The sequence below is a fragment of the Bacteroides difficilis genome, from assembly GCF_048319815.1.
Classification (GTDB): Bacteria; Bacteroidota; Bacteroidia; order Bacteroidales; family Bacteroidaceae; genus Bacteroides; species Bacteroides zhangwenhongii.
The window spans coordinates 5,126,093-5,140,739 of sequence record NZ_CP182814.1 but is presented as its reverse complement, the minus strand read 5'-3'; the positions used below and the strand labels follow the sequence as shown (position 1 = coordinate 5,140,739).

The 14,647-nt window shown below is 41.7% G+C and carries 9 protein-coding genes; 6 read left to right on the top strand and 3 right to left on the bottom strand.

The genetic code is table 11. The features are described from left to right. The first annotated feature begins 350 nt into the window (after nucleotides 1–350). The gene (locus ACNOGP_RS20295) at nucleotides 351–3,128 is read left to right on the top strand and encodes a substrate-binding domain-containing protein (protein ID WP_418214784.1); all 2,778 of its coding nucleotides are present in this window, start codon (nucleotides 351–353) and stop codon (nucleotides 3,126–3,128) included. 88 nt (nucleotides 3,129–3,216) lie between these two features. Here the strand turns inward: ACNOGP_RS20295 and ACNOGP_RS20290 are convergent, their stop codons facing one another. Further along, nucleotides 3,217–4,515 carry an LruC domain-containing protein gene (locus ACNOGP_RS20290; RefSeq protein ID WP_186967037.1) on the bottom strand — a complete coding sequence of 433 codons (1,299 nt, stop codon included), beginning with the start codon at nucleotides 4,513–4,515 and terminating at the stop codon, nucleotides 3,217–3,219. Between the two features lie 175 nt (nucleotides 4,516–4,690). On the opposite strand from ACNOGP_RS20290, the gene ACNOGP_RS20285 reads away from it, so the two are divergent. From ACNOGP_RS20285 to ACNOGP_RS20270, 4 genes are all read left to right on the top strand, one after another. Beyond that, nucleotides 4,691–5,029: an MGMT family protein gene (locus ACNOGP_RS20285; RefSeq protein WP_272719689.1), complete on the top strand. Its 339-nt coding sequence runs from the start codon at nucleotides 4,691–4,693 to the stop codon at nucleotides 5,027–5,029. Between the two features lie 298 nt (nucleotides 5,030–5,327). Next, a complete protein-coding gene (locus ACNOGP_RS20280) occupies nucleotides 5,328–6,554 on the top strand; it encodes a quaternary amine ABC transporter ATP-binding protein (RefSeq protein WP_418213565.1) in 1,227 nt (408 codons plus the stop codon). Next, a complete protein-coding gene (locus tag ACNOGP_RS20275; RefSeq protein WP_418213564.1) occupies nucleotides 6,551–7,378 on the top strand; it encodes an ABC transporter permease in 828 nt (275 codons plus the stop codon). Before ACNOGP_RS20280 ends, ACNOGP_RS20275 begins: the two co-directional genes overlap by 4 nt. 48 nt (nucleotides 7,379–7,426) lie before the next feature. After that, nucleotides 7,427–8,323 carry a glycine betaine ABC transporter substrate-binding protein gene (locus ACNOGP_RS20270; protein WP_418213563.1) on the top strand — a complete coding sequence of 299 codons (897 nt, stop codon included), beginning with the start codon at nucleotides 7,427–7,429 and terminating at the stop codon, nucleotides 8,321–8,323. A gap of 176 nt (nucleotides 8,324–8,499) precedes the next feature. Here the strand turns inward: ACNOGP_RS20270 and nifJ are convergent, their stop codons facing one another. After that, nucleotides 8,500–12,048 carry a pyruvate:ferredoxin (flavodoxin) oxidoreductase gene (gene nifJ / locus ACNOGP_RS20265; RefSeq protein WP_418213562.1) on the bottom strand — a complete coding sequence of 1,183 codons (3,549 nt, stop codon included), beginning with the start codon at nucleotides 12,046–12,048 and terminating at the stop codon, nucleotides 8,500–8,502. Nucleotides 12,049–12,080: 32 nt separating this feature from the next. After that, on the bottom strand, nucleotides 12,081–13,259 hold the full coding sequence (locus ACNOGP_RS20260; protein ID WP_143867961.1) for an ATP-binding protein: 1,179 nt from the start codon (nucleotides 13,257–13,259) through the stop codon (nucleotides 12,081–12,083). Nucleotides 13,260–13,422: 163 nt separating this feature from the next. Between ACNOGP_RS20260 and ACNOGP_RS20255 the strand changes: the two genes are divergently transcribed. After that, on the top strand, nucleotides 13,423–14,628 hold the full coding sequence (locus tag ACNOGP_RS20255) for a hypothetical protein (RefSeq protein WP_418213561.1): 1,206 nt from the start codon (nucleotides 13,423–13,425) through the stop codon (nucleotides 14,626–14,628). The last annotated feature ends 19 nt before the right edge of the window (nucleotides 14,629–14,647 follow it).

Sequence of the window (14,647 nt, the reverse complement as noted above, 5' to 3'; positions counted from 1 at the left end):
TATGGGTATAAAAAAAGGAGCAACGCCTTGCTCCAACCTTTGTTAACCTTAAATCTAATACTATGAAAAACACAATGCAAAGATACGGACTTCTGTGAAACTAGCAAATAATCCAAATAAAAAGAGATGTTTTATAACATTGATTAAGTGTTTGCCTAACTCTTTATACTTTTATTAATGAAATCTGACTTTGTTGTGCCACTGTTTGCGGGTAGAAGGAGGCTTGTTAATAAAGCAGATTTGAGGCTTTTTACTTTCTGTTTTTAAGAGAAAACCATTATCTTTATCCCGATATATGACAAATAGATAGTATGGTAAAAGATATAATCTACGAAAAAATACACAATACTATGGGATATTTACGTTGGATAGTGATCTTGTTTTGTTTTCTCGGAATGGTAGCCTGCCATCAAGATGTGCCGCATTTCCGTATTGGTGTGGCTCAATGTAGTGATGATTCTTGGCGGCACAAAATGAATGATGAGATTCTTCGTGAAGCCATGTTTTACGATGGGGTGGCGGTTGAAATCCGGTCGGCTGGAGATGATAACCGCAAGCAGGCGGAAGATGTCCGTTATTTTATGGATAAAGGAGTTGATTTACTTATTATCTCAGCCAACGAGGCGGCTCCGATGACTCCCGTCGTGGAAGAAGCCTATCGGAAAGGAATCCCTGTCATTTTGATAGACCGGAAGATTCTATCTGATAAATATACTGCATATATCGGTGCCGATAATTATGAAATAGGCCGTGCGGTTGGAAATTATATTGCATCAAGCTTGCGGGGAAAAGGGAATGTGGTGGAGCTAACAGGGCTGGGAGGTTCGACCCCTGCGATGGAGCGTCATCAGGGATTTATGGCAGCCATCAGTAATTTCCCGGATATAAAGCTGATTGATAAAGCGGATGCGGCATGGGAGAGTGGTCCGGCTGAAGTGGAGATGGATAGTATGCTCTGTCGTCATCCGAAAATCGATGCGGTGTATGCACATAATGACCGCATAGCTCCGGGAGCTTATCGGGCTGCCAAGAAAGTAGGTAGGGAGAAAGAAATGCTCTTTGTTGGTATTGATGCTTTGCCGGGTAAAGGAAACGGATTGGAACTTGTGCTTGACAGTGTGCTGAATGCTACTTTTATTTATCCTACAAATGGTGATAAGGTAATGCAGTTGGCTATGAATATTCTTGAAAAAAAGCCTTATCCTAGAGAAACCGTAATGAATACGGCCGTCGTAGACCACACGAATGCTCATGTCATGCAACTCCAGACTACGCATATATCTGAATTGGATCAGAAAATCGAAACATTGAACGGACGTATCGGAGGGTATTTGTCACGTGTTGCTACCCAACAGGTTGTCATGTATGGTGGTCTGGTTATCCTTTTGTTGGTGGCAGGTTTGTTATTAGTAGTATATAAATCTCTTCGCTCCAAGAATCGCTTGAATAGAGAACTTTCCGAACAGAAGAAGCAGTTAGAGGAACAGCGTGACAAACTGGAAGAGCAACGTGATAAATTGGAAGAACAGAGGGATCAGCTTATACAGCTTTCTCATCAATTGGAAGAAGCGACTCATGCCAAATTGGTTTTCTTTACGAATATTTCTCATGATTTCCGTACTCCACTGACATTAGTTGCCGATCCGGTGGAGCATTTATTGGCTGATAAAACATTGAATGGAGACCAGCATCGGATGTTGATGTTGATTCAGCGGAATGTGAATATCCTTTTGCGTCTGGTCAATCAGATTTTGGATTTTCGAAAGTATGAAAATGGTATGATGGAATATACACCTGTTCCTGTAGATATTCTTTCTTCTTTTGAGGGGTGGAATGAGTCGTTTTTAGCAGTGGCGCGAAAGAAACATATTCATTTCTCTTTTGATAAGCTGGCGGATACGGATTATCATACATTGGCGGACGTGGAAAAATTGGAACGCATTTATTTTAATCTTCTTTCTAATGCTTTCAAGTTTACTCCGGAAAATGGAAAGGTGACCGTTCGTCTGTCTCCTTTGACAAAAGAGGATGGGCGTTGGATTCGTTTTACCGTTGCTAACACCGGTTCTATGATTTCTGTGGAACATATTCGGAATATTTTCGACCGTTTCTACAAGATAGATATGCATCATGCAGGTTCGGGGATTGGTTTGGCACTTGTGAAAGCTTTTGTCGAATTGCATAAAGGAACTATTTCTGTAGAAAGTGATGAAAAACAAGGAACAATCTTTACGGTTGATTTACCGATGCAGACTTGTGAGGTAACCGTTTCGGTGGATAGCCCATTGTCTTCTTCCATTGGGGCTTCGGTCTCTTCTGCTTTAAACAATGCTCAAGTAGCTGAGGAAGAGGAAACTGAAAGAGATTATGATTCTTCCCAACCTTCCGTCCTTATCATTGACGATAATGCAGATATCCGTTCGTATGTACATAGTTTGCTTCATGCCGATTATACTGTTATTGAGGCTGTAGATGGTTCGGAAGGGATTCGTAAGGCTATGAAATATGTTCCGGATTTGATTATTTCTGATGTGATGATGCCGGGAATTGACGGCATTGAGTGCTGTCGTAGGTTAAAAAGCGAGTTGCAGACATGTCATATTCCTGTTATTCTGTTGACTGCCTGTTCTTTGGATGAACAACGGATTCAGGGATATGACGGTGGTGCCGATTCATATATTTCCAAACCTTTTAGTTCACAACTGCTGTTGGCTCGTGTCCGTAATTTGATTGATTCGCATCGTCGCTTGAAGCAGTTCTTTGGCGACGGACAGACGTTGGCGAAAGAGGATGTTTGTGATATGGATAAGAACTTTGTGGAGAAATTCAAGTCTTTACTTGACGCAAAGCTAGGGGATTCTAATCTGAATGTGGAGGATTTAGGAAAAGATATGGGACTGAGCCGTGTACAACTTTATCGTAAGATAAAGTCCCTTACTAATTACTCTCCTAATGAGTTGCTTCGGATTGCTCGTCTGAAGAAAGCGGCTTCTCTACTTGCTTCATCGGATATGACAGTGGCAGAGATTGGTTATGAAGTAGGTTTCAGTTCTCCTTCTTATTTCACAAAATGTTATAAAGAACAGTTTGGAGAGAGTCCGACGGACTTCTTAAAAAGAAGAGGATAATAAGATTGCAATTGGTATGATTATAATAAATCCCGATAAGGTATATTCAATACTTTATCGGGATTTAGTGTATGGGATAGGAAAAGAATCAGTTATAGATCAACAGACTTTTATCTGCATTACCTTGACCGTACCAATTTTGTTCATTTTTGCCGCTGCTTGTTGCCCATTTCCTGAATCCAGGATAAGCTTTCAAGAAGTTGGCTTTTTCAATTGCGTGGGCTACATTACCCGGTACTCTTAAGCCCCAGATCAAACGCTCTTTACTAAAATAGTAATTATCGTCTTCTTCATCTCCGTCAGATTCATATACAGGAAGTAAATTAGAATCTTTGAATGGATATTTGTAACCAACTGGCTCAATACCATTCATGTGTATTTCTGTTCCATCGTCATTACGTTTTAAGTATAAATCAAATTCATCATCCTCCAATATTTCTTCTACCTCTTTGGCAACATTGAGATCAATTGTAATAATGATTTCCGGTAGATCATTTGTTGATACTAAGGCTCCTCTTTCAGTATTGAAGTACTGACTTTCGCCTTTTGGCAGATTTTTGATTAATTCGCTGCAATCGATGATAAGATAATTTTTTTTGTTTTCAACGCAATTAACTTTGAATGGTCTTCCTGTTTTAGCGTCCATCATTTCAACTTCGGCTTCAGACTTTTTTATTTCTTTGAGTCTTAAATAAGGAGAATATGGGAATATTCCACCAACAGCTTTTAAACGTAAACCGATGACAATCAGTTTACTTTTATAGTCTTTATTTTTTTGTTTGTTGACTTCAAATTGTACCTTGTAATTTACTACAAAGTCATTGAAGTCATAATCTCCCAATGATGGAAATTGATCTTCAAACATAATTGTTCCCCAACCATTCTTAGGATGATATATTACTCCTTCCCCTTTGTCGTAATCAATGTCATCTTCTATGTCATGCCCACGTGTAACTGCTCGAGATGTGGTATTGTTATTATCATTGATGGATAATGAGAAACTGCCATCAGGGTTGATTGGCATTGTTGCTTTGATCATAGCACCTGAACCATTTTTATATTGAGCATACAATGTTTTTGCATATGTAGGAATACTTAATGGTAGGCTTGAAGTTTCTGCGTATACAGGGATAGTTGCTAGTTTTTCTTCTTCACTGCATGCTTCATCCAAAAAGAATGAAACTATTGTAGGAGTAGGAATTGTAGATGACACCGTTGTCTCACTTACTCGAGTTAATTTCCATTGGAAATCCGCAGGTATATCCAAGTCTTTCATTTGGAGTTCCTTTTCAGGCTGTTTGCTTTCATCATAAAGATTCTTCTCACAGGAACTGAAAGCTAAGGTTCCTAACAAACAAGAAGCAAATAGAACAGTCTTCTTTTTCATAATGATGTTGCTTGTCTCGTTAATAATAAAACTACTTTTATGCCACAAAGGTCGTAATAAATTGTATATAAAGCAAGTAAAGTTGCATATATTGTTTGTTGTATCTTAATAATTTGCAAATATTCGTCTTTTTACCTAGCTTTGAGGAAGAAAAATAAGTAAAAGAGAAGGGTTAATGAAGGATTATAAAGTAGACAAGGCAAAGTTTTCTGTGTCTTTTTGTCAAGAGGTGTATCAGGTTGTTTGTGATATTCCGGTAGGAAAGGTTTCTACCTATGGAGAGATTGCCGCATTATTAGGAATGCCTCAATGTTCCCGTATGGTAGGACGTGCTTTGAAGCAAGTACCGGAGGGTATATCTGTTCCATGCCATCGAGTAGTCAATGCATCGGGGCGCCTTGTACCCGGCTGGACAGAGCAAAAGCAACTCTTGCTGAAAGAAGGGATTTCTTTCAAACAAAATGGATGCGTAGACTTGAAAAAGCATCTTTGGAATTACTCTGCTTCTGAATAAAATTTGCATTTTTAATCTGTTTTCCTTATCTTTGTGCCAACAATATGCAAGAACAGACTGTTATTTATTTATGAAAATACTGTTTTTTACTGTTCATTGAGAGGATAATCTTATCAAATTCTATTCCTTTTAAACTACTCAGTCTGTTTTTTTAATCATTTAAAAAACTCATTGGATCGTCATGTTACCATGTAGCAGGACTGAACCATGCGGAGATTCAACTTGTTTATGTAAACAAGAATGAGAAACGCAGCAGTTGGAAACAAAACAAATATTATAATCTAAACCAATATATTATATGAGTAAAATAGAAATAAAGGATTTGTACCTTATCTTTGGTCATGAGAAGCAGAAAGCACTCAAGATGCTGAAAAAAGATAAGAGTAAAGCGGAAATTCTGAAAGATACCGGTTGTACGGTAGGAGTGAAGGATGCCAATCTTTCAATAAATGAAGGAGAGTTTTTTGTGATAATGGGCCTCTCGGGAAGTGGAAAATCGACATTACTGCGCTGTATCAATCGTTTGATACGTCCTACTGCCGGGCAAGTCCTTGTAAATGGAGTCGATATATCTAAAATATCCGAAAAAGAACTATTACAGGTTCGCCGGAAAGAGCTGGCAATGGTTTTCCAAAATTTCGGTTTGTTGCCTCACCGCTCTGTATTGAGTAATATTGCGTTCGGCCTTGAACTTCAGGGAGTGAAGAAGGGAGAGCGTGAAAAGAAAGCGATGGAAAGTATGAAGCTCGTCGGATTGAAAGGATATGAGAATCAGATGGTAGGTGAACTTTCCGGTGGAATGCAACAGCGTGTCGGATTGGCACGTGCCTTGGCCAATAATCCCGAAGTACTTTTAATGGATGAGGCTTTCTCAGCTCTCGATCCTCTGATTCGCGTACAGATGCAGGATGAGCTACTGGCCTTGCAATCAAAGATGAAAAGGACAATTGTCTTTATTACTCATGATTTAAGTGAAGCAATTAAACTAGGTGACCGTATTGCTATTATGAAAGACGGAGAAGTGGTACAGGTAGGTACTTCGGAGGAAATCCTGACTGAACCGGCTAACGATTATGTAGCCCGTTTTGTTGAAAACGTGGATAGGAGTAAAATTATTACCGCCTCTTCTTTAATGATTGACAAACCGTTGGTGGCTCGTCTGAAGAAAGAAGGTCCCGAAGTTTTGATTCGTAAGATGCGTACGAAGAATATAACTGTATTACCTGTAATAGATGCCGACGATAAACTGGTCGGGGAAGTGCGCCTGAACGATTTGCTTAAGTTACGTAGCAGGCAGGAAAAATCCATTGAAACAGTTGTGCGTACAGAAGTACATTCTGTGTTGGAAGATACAGTGTTGGAGGATATGCTTCCTTTAATGACAAAGAGCAATTCACCAGTATGGGTGATAGATGAGACACGCGAGTTTTTAGGAACAATCCCACTTTCATCTTTAATCATCGAAGTGACCGGGAAAGATAAAGAAGAAATAAACGAAATAATTCAAAACGCAATAGATTTATGATAAATATAGGACAATATATAGAGGTGGCCATCAATTGGATGATGGTACATTTTTCCACTTTCTTTGATGCCGTGAATGTAGGCATCGGTAGTTTTATTATAGGATTCCAGCATATACTTTTCGGAATACCTTTTTATATAACCATCCTGGTGCTTGCTGCACTTGCATGGATAAAAGCAGGGCGTGGTACGGCAATTTTCACTGCATTAGGATTATTATTGATTTATGGAATGGGATTTTGGGAGGCTACAATGCAAACCCTGGCTCTCGTTTTGTCATCTACCTGTCTGGCTCTAATTGTTGGTGTACCTTTGGGAGTATGGACGGCAAACAGTCCGCGTGCAGAGAAAATACTCCGCCCTGTTCTCGACTTGATGCAGACGATGCCTGCTTTTGTTTATCTGATTCCTGCCGTTTTGTTTTTCGGATTGGGAGCAGTGCCTGGAGTGTTTGCCACTATTATCTTTGCTATGCCTCCTGTAGTCCGCCTTACCGGATTGGGAATCCGACAGGTTCCTAAAAATGTAGTGGAAGCTTCTCGTTCGTTCGGGGCTACCCGTTGGCAACTGCTATATAAAGTACAGCTTCCTTTGGCACTGCCTACCATCCTGACCGGTGTAAACCAGACAATAATGATGTCACTTTCTATGGTTGTAATCGCTGCAATGATTGCTGCCGGTGGTTTGGGGGAAATTGTATTGAAAGGTATCACCCAGATGAAGATCGGACTTGGGTTTGAAGGTGGTATAGCGGTAGTTATTTTAGCTATCATCTTAGACCGCATCACACAAGGAATGGCAGGAAGAAAAAATAAGAAGGACTAAAAGAGAAAGAATTAAAACAAGAAAGAGTGAAAACTGAAAGGAATAAAAATGAGAATATATAAATTAGTAGGAATCGTACTGACTGCTCTGCTTTTGCTGGCTTCCTGTGCAGATTCCGGCCCAAATAAGAAAAAAGTAAAAATAGCCTATGCCAATTGGTTGGAAGGAATAGCCATGAGCCATTTGGCAAAAGTGGTACTGGAAGAACAAGGATACGAGGTTGAACTACAGAATGCTGATCTTGCCCCTATCTTCGTATCCATATCCGGAAAGAATTCAGATGTCTTTTTAGATACCTGGTTACCGATAACGATGAAAGACTATATGGATCAGTATGGTGATAGCATCGAATTTTTAGGAGAAGTATATGGAGAAGCACGCGTTGGGTTAGTCGTACCTCAATGTGTTGCCATTAATTCCATTGATGAACTGGCTGCCAATAAAGATCGTTTCTCTTCTGAAATAGTGGGAATTGATGCCGGAGCAGGAATTATGAAGACTACAGACAAGGCCATCTCAACTTACGGTCTTGACGGCTATACCCTCATGACTTCAAGTAGCTCAACCATGTTGGCATCTTTGAAAAAAGCGATGGATAGGGGAGAATGGGTTGTCATTACAGGTTGGACACCGCATTGGATGTTCGATCAGTTTGACCTGAAATTCCTGGATGATCCGAAGAAAGTATATGGAGATCTGGAAGAAATACATGCCATTGCCTGGAAAGGTTTCAGTAAAAAAGATCCGTTTGCCGCTGAATTTTTCGGTAATATCAAATTAACGACAGAAGAACTTAGCTCTTTTATGACAGCTATGAAAGACGCTCGAATGGATGAAGAAGAGATTGCACGTAAATGGCGGGATGAACATCGGCAGCTGGTGGATAGCTGGATACCGAAGTCTGATAATTGTCAGACGAAAAAGAAACAATTGTCAGACGAATAAAACCTACATCATTAACCATAAATCCGTGAAGCATCAAAAATAAGTTTGCACAATCTCAAAATTAGTTCATAACCGGCCTTATAAAAATCGGCCTTATATAAAACTGGCTTAGACATAAAAAAGGGAGTCATGCGGTTGAGCAGACTCCCTTTTTATATTTATTTGAGTGTGATTAATTATTCAGCACCCCAGTTCTCTTTAGCCAGACGTTTGTAGCTGTTGTAACGCCATTTAGCGTTTGCTTCAGCAGCTTTAAACAGCTCTTCTGCTTCGTTAGGATATTGTTTCATTACAGAAGCGTAACGAACCTCACCCTTCAAGAAACCTTGGAAGTCTTCCCAATTCGGTTCTTTGCTATCCAATTGGAACGGATTCTTACCTTCTTCTTCCAAAGCAGGGTTGTAACGCCACAAATGCCAGTAACCACACTTAACAGCCTTTTCTTCTTCTTCCTGGCTCTTACCCATACCGGCTTTCAGACCGTGGTTGATACACGGAGCATAAGCGATAATCAAAGATGGTCCTGGATATGCTTCTGCTTCGCGGATAGCTTTCAGAGTCTGAGCCTGGTCAGCACCCATAGCAATCTGAGCAACATATACATAACCGTAAGTAGTAGCCATCAGACCGAGGTCTTTCTTACGTACGCGCTTACCTGCAGCAGCGAACTTAGCGATAGCGCCTACCGGAGTAGCCTTAGAAGACTGACCACCAGTGTTGGAGTAAACTTCAGTATCCAGAACGAGGATGTTAACGTCCTTACCGGAAGCGATTACATGGTCAAGACCACCGTAACCGATATCGTAAGAAGCACCGTCACCACCGATAATCCACTGGCTGCGTTTTACAAGATATTGTTGCAGTTCAGCGATTTGCTTGCAGTGATTGCATTTATCCTTGTTAGCTTCAACCATCGGGATGATCTTAGCTGCCAATTCCTTAGTCTTGTCTGCATCCAACATATTGTTGATCCATTCAGCGAACAATTCTTTAGCTTCAGCAGGAGTACAGTCAGCAGCGATAGCTTCGTTCATCACTTTCACGATACGTGCACGCATCTTTTCGTTTGCCAATTCCATACCCAGACCGAATTCGCAGAAGTCTTCGAACAGTGAGTTAGCCCAAGCAGGACCGTGTCCGTTTTCGTTCTTTGTATAAGGTGTAGAAGGAACAGAACCAGAATATATAGAAGAACATCCGGTAGCGTTAGCAACCATTTCACGGTCACCGAACAATTGAGAAATCAATTTTACGTACGGAGTTTCACCACAACCGGAGCAAGCACCTGAGAACTCAAACAACGGAGTAGCGAACTGAGAGTTTTTCACGTTGGCTTTGATGTCAACAAGATGTTGTTTAGTCTTCACGTTGTCAACGCAGTAAGTCCAGTTTTCAGCTTCAGCCAACTGACTTTCAAGGTGTTTCATTGTCAATGCCTTGCCACCCTTCTTCGGATTACCCGGACAGATGTCAGTACAGTTACCGCAACCCAGACAGTCGAGAACGTCAACCTGGATACGGAATGTCATACCGTCGAATACTTTACCTACGGCTTTCAGTTGTTCGAACTTAGCACCCTTCTGTTCTTCAGCGTCGAGTACGAACGGACGGATAGAAGCGTGAGGACAAACGTATGCACACTTATTACACTGTATACAGTTTTCAGGATTCCATTCAGGAACGAATGCGGCTACACCACGTTTTTCATATTTAGCAGTACCTTGATACCAAGTACCGTCTTCAATACCCTTGAATGCAGATACAGGCAACAAGTCACCGTCTTGAGCATTGATCGGACGAACTACTTCGTTGATGAATGCAGGATCGTTGTTTTCAGCTTTAGCGTCATCCGGCAGGTTAGCCCAAGCAGGATCAACAGTCAAAGTCTTGTATTCACCACCGCGGTCAACAGCAGCATAGTTCTTGTTAACAACGTCTTCACCCTTCTTGCCGTAAGACTTAACGATGAATTTCTTCATCTGTTCAACAGCTTGTTCAACAGGAATAACACCTGTGATACGGAAGAATGCAGATTGAAGGATAGTGTTGGTACGGTTACCCAAACCAATTTCCAATGCAATCTGAGTTGCGTTGATATAGTATACGGAAATATTGTTCTGTGCGAAATATTTCTTCACCTTGTTAGGCAGATTCTTAGCCAGTTCTTCACCTTCCCAGATAGTGTTCAGCAAGAAAGAACCGTTCTTACGCAAACCGCGAGTTACATCGTACATGTGCAGGTAAGCCTGAACGTGACAAGCAACGAAGTTCGGAGTGTTAACCAAATAAGTAGAACGGATCGGAGTATCACCGAAACGCAAGTGAGAACAAGTGAAACCACCTGACTTCTTAGAGTCGTATGAGAAGTAAGCCTGACAGTGTTTGTCAGTGTTATCACCGATAATCTTCACAGAGTTCTTGTTAGCACCTACCGTACCGTCAGCACCCAGACCGTAGAATTTAGCTTCGAACATACCTTCACCGCCCAATGCGATTTCTTCTTCTTGCGGAAGAGAAGTGAAAGTAACGTCATCTACGATACCGATAGTGAAGTGGTTCTTCGGCATTGGCATAGCCAAGTTTTTGAATACTGCGATGATCTGTGCAGGAGTAGTATCTTTTGAACCCAGACCGTAGCGACCGCCAACGATAACAGGAGCGTTTTCAACACCATAGAAGCAGTCTTTAACGTCAAGATAAAGAGGTTCACCGTTAGCACCCGGTTCTTTTGTACGGTCAAGAACTGCGATAGTCTTAGCAGTCTTAGGTACAGCAGCCAAGAAGTGTTTAGCAGAGAACGGACGATACAAGTGTACGGCAACCAAACCTACTTTCTCACCGTTTGCTACCAAGTAGTCGATAGCTTCGCGGGCAGCTTCTGTTACAGAACCCATAGCGATAATTACGCGTTCTGCATCTTCAGCACCGTAGTAGTCGAACAAACCGTATTTGCGGCCTGTAATCTTAGAAATTTCATTCATGTATTCTTCTACGATAGCAGGAACTGCTTCATAGTAGTTGTTGCATGATTCACGATGTTGGAAGAAGTGGTCAGGGTTTTCAGCCATACCACGAGCAACCGGATTCATCGGATTCAGTGCACGGGCACGGAATTCAGCCAAAGCTTCCTGGTCGATCAGCGGAGCCAAGTCCTCATTTTCCAACATTTCGATCTTCTGGATTTCGTGAGAAGTACGGAAACCGTCGAAGAAGTTCATGAACGGAACGCGTGATTTGATAGTAGCCAAGTGAGCAACACCGGCCAAATCCATAACTTCCTGTACGGAACCTTCAGCCAACATAGCGAAGCCAGTCTGACGAGCTGACATTACGTCTTGGTGGTCACCGAAGATACACAATGCGTGAGAAGCCAATGTACGAGCAGATACATGGAATACGCAAGGCAAGAACTCACCGGCAATTTTGTACATATTAGGGATCATCAGGAGAAGACCCTGAGAAGCAGTGTAAGTAGTAGTTAACGCACCAGCCTGAAGAGAACCGTGAACTGCACCGGCAGCACCGCCTTCAGATTGCATTTCCTGTACCAATACTGTTTCGCCGAAGATGTTTTTACGTCCTGCGGCAGCCCATTCGTCTACGTACTCAGCCATAGTCGAAGAAGGAGTGATGGGGTAGATAGCAGCTACTTCAGAGAACATATACGAGATATGTGCTGCAGCCTGGTTACCATCACAAGTGATGAATTTCTTCTGTTTAGTCATAACTAAATTAAATATTTAAGTAAATAAATCTTTTAATATAAAAAGCCGAACATCCAGAGAGGTATCTGATTGCCCCGACCTATTTCTGCCTTATGCAACGCATACGTCACATTCGGGTTATTCTTAATCTTTGCACCTTCCAGGCAAATCTTGAACGGCATCACTTCGTCTACGATAAAAGAGAAATTCTTGTCTCCTTTGTGTATCTTATGGTCCTTCCATAAAGAGTTTGCAAAGAAAGTGTCCAATACATCCTGTTCTTCTACTTTCACCGGGTAGATGGAATACATCAAGTTGGAGTTGTGCATCATTATCTTCGAAGGTTTTTTCGGAAATTCTTCCCCTTTCGGATAAACCAGATTAATGAGTCGTGCGTCCGCCAGATACTTGATGTAATTCATCACCGTAGCGCGGGATGTTTGTATGTCGCTTGCCAACTGACTGACATTTGGAGCCTTCGGTCCGTCGACAGCGAGCAAATATAGTAATTTTTTTATCTTTGAAAGATATTTCAGTTCTATTTGTTTGAGAAGTAGGATATCCACTTCCACCATCATGTTCATTGTCTTTAGCAGATTCTCCGAAAAGTTGCGCTTTTCGAGGAAGAACGGATAGAATCCGTGATGTAGGTAATCCTGAAAATAATCCAACGGACGTACCTTGGAAAGCACTCCTTTGGCAATCTGTTCATGCGTACTTAGGATCTCTTCGAGACTGTAAGCCCGAAACTTCATACCGGTCTGCAAGTTCAAGAATTCACGGAAAGAAAATCCGCGCAGGTTATAGCTTTTTGCAATATCGCGCAATTCAAGGTTTTCTTCCTTCAGCCGCATCACGGACGAACCGGTAAAGACTATCTTCAGATTGGGAAAGCGGTCGTAACACATACGTAACTCCTTGCTCCATTCCGGGTGCTTGAACACTTGGTCGATGAGTAGTACTTTTCCACCGCGTTTTTGAAATTCGTTGGCAAAGTCCACAATGCTGTGTCCCGAGAAGTAGAAGTTGTTCATGTTGATGAACAGACAAGAGCGGTCGGTCCCGAATTTCTCTTTTGCGTATTGGAGCAGGAAAGTGGTTTTTCCTACGCCACGTGTCCCTTTGATACCAATCAAGCGGTCGCTCCAATCAATCTCATCCATAAGGTCACGGCGAACGGGGGCATTGGTATGCTCAACAAGGTAGGCGTGTGTGCGATAGAATGCTTCCATTTCTGTTCTTAGTTTTACGGGTGGCAAATATAGTGCTTTTTTTAAGATTTGCAAAGTAGAGATGGCAAAATTGTGCTTTTAACTCTAACTTTCTTCTTATTATTAGGTATTGCTGACTATTTCCTGTATATATTTGCAGAATAAAGTTTTGAATTCGTTTGAGATGGCTAAAAAGACTCTTTATCTATTCAACCCGGAACATGACTTGGCGTTGGCTAGCGGTGAAATCAATTATATGCCACCGGCCTCCGCCCGGCAGATGGCGGCTGAGCTGGCCTTGCTGCCGGTGTGGTATGCCGAAGAGGGGAGTGCGGTATTGGCCCCTTCCGCTTATAATCTTGACTATATGAAAAGGATGCGGCAACTGTTGGGACTTTCGGTACATCTGATGACAGAACCGGAACTTGCTTCCGAACGAAACCTGGATATCCGTCCTTGGGGATGGGACATCGCCGTAAGAAAACGTCTCTTGGACTTAGGAATAGAGAAGCACGCATTACCCTCTATTGAACAATTAAATAAATTGCGTTCTTGTTCACACCGTTCCTGTGCAGTAGAGTTGTTACCTCATCTGCAATTAGACAATTATTTTTGCGGTGAATCCTTCTACCTGGCACTTCCCGAAGAATGGAAATCATTTGTAGAATCGCATGATACCTGTCTGCTGAAAGCACCTCTTTCGGGTAGCGGTAAGGGATTGAACTGGTGTAAAGGCATTTATACGCCTTCAATTTCCGGCTGGTGTTTGCGTATCGGAAGTCAGCAGGGTGGCGTAATCGGTGAACCTATATATAATAAGGTAGAAGATTTTGCTATGGAATTTTATTCTTCAGGTGACGGACGGTTCAATTTCATCGGATACTCTCAATTTCGCACGGGTGGGAGTGGAGCGTATGAGGGCAATAGGTTGATTTCAAATGCTGCGATTGAACAGAATCTTTCGGAATATGTCCCCGTCGGGGAGCTTGATAAATTGCGTAATTGTCTTGAACGGGAATTATCTCTTCGCTTTGGAAGTGTTTACAATGGCTATTTGGGAGTTGATATGATGATTTGCCGCTTCCCGGAATCTCCGGCTTATCGTATTCATCCTTGTGTGGAAATAAACTTACGGATGAATATGGGAGTAGTAGCGCGTCACTTGTATGACCGTTATATATGCCCTTCCTCAACAGGGATTTTTCAGATAGACTATGCCCCTTCAGATGGAGCAGCATGGAACGCACACACAGCAATGGCAGAGACTTATCCATTGGAAATGGAGCAGGGAAGAATCCGCTCAGGTTATTTGCCATTAGTTCCGGTTTATAAAAAAAGTAAGTATCGGGCGTGGATTCTTGTATCAGAAAGTGTACATTGTGTAATATGAAACGGTAGTCGTTATTCCG

What these genes read in the sequence shown, in the direction of transcription:
- ACNOGP_RS20295 (WP_418214784.1), top strand. Translation starts at nt 351, where the DNA reads ATGGGATATTTACGTTGGATAGTGATCTTGTTTTGTTTTCTCGGAATG.
- ACNOGP_RS20290 (WP_186967037.1), bottom strand. Translation starts at nt 4,515, where the DNA reads ATGAAAAAGAAGACTGTTCTATTTGCTTCTTGTTTGTTAGGAACCTTA.
- ACNOGP_RS20285 (WP_272719689.1), top strand. Translation starts at nt 4,691, where the DNA reads ATGAAGGATTATAAAGTAGACAAGGCAAAGTTTTCTGTGTCTTTTTGT.
- ACNOGP_RS20280 (WP_418213565.1), top strand. Translation starts at nt 5,328, where the DNA reads ATGAGTAAAATAGAAATAAAGGATTTGTACCTTATCTTTGGTCATGAG.
- ACNOGP_RS20275 (WP_418213564.1), top strand. Translation starts at nt 6,551, where the DNA reads ATGATAAATATAGGACAATATATAGAGGTGGCCATCAATTGGATGATG.
- ACNOGP_RS20270 (WP_418213563.1), top strand. Translation starts at nt 7,427, where the DNA reads ATGAGAATATATAAATTAGTAGGAATCGTACTGACTGCTCTGCTTTTG.
- nifJ (WP_418213562.1), bottom strand. Translation starts at nt 12,048, where the DNA reads ATGACTAAACAGAAGAAATTCATCACTTGTGATGGTAACCAGGCTGCA.
- ACNOGP_RS20260 (WP_143867961.1), bottom strand. Translation starts at nt 13,259, where the DNA reads ATGGAAGCATTCTATCGCACACACGCCTACCTTGTTGAGCATACCAAT.
- ACNOGP_RS20255 (WP_418213561.1), top strand. Translation starts at nt 13,423, where the DNA reads ATGGCTAAAAAGACTCTTTATCTATTCAACCCGGAACATGACTTGGCG.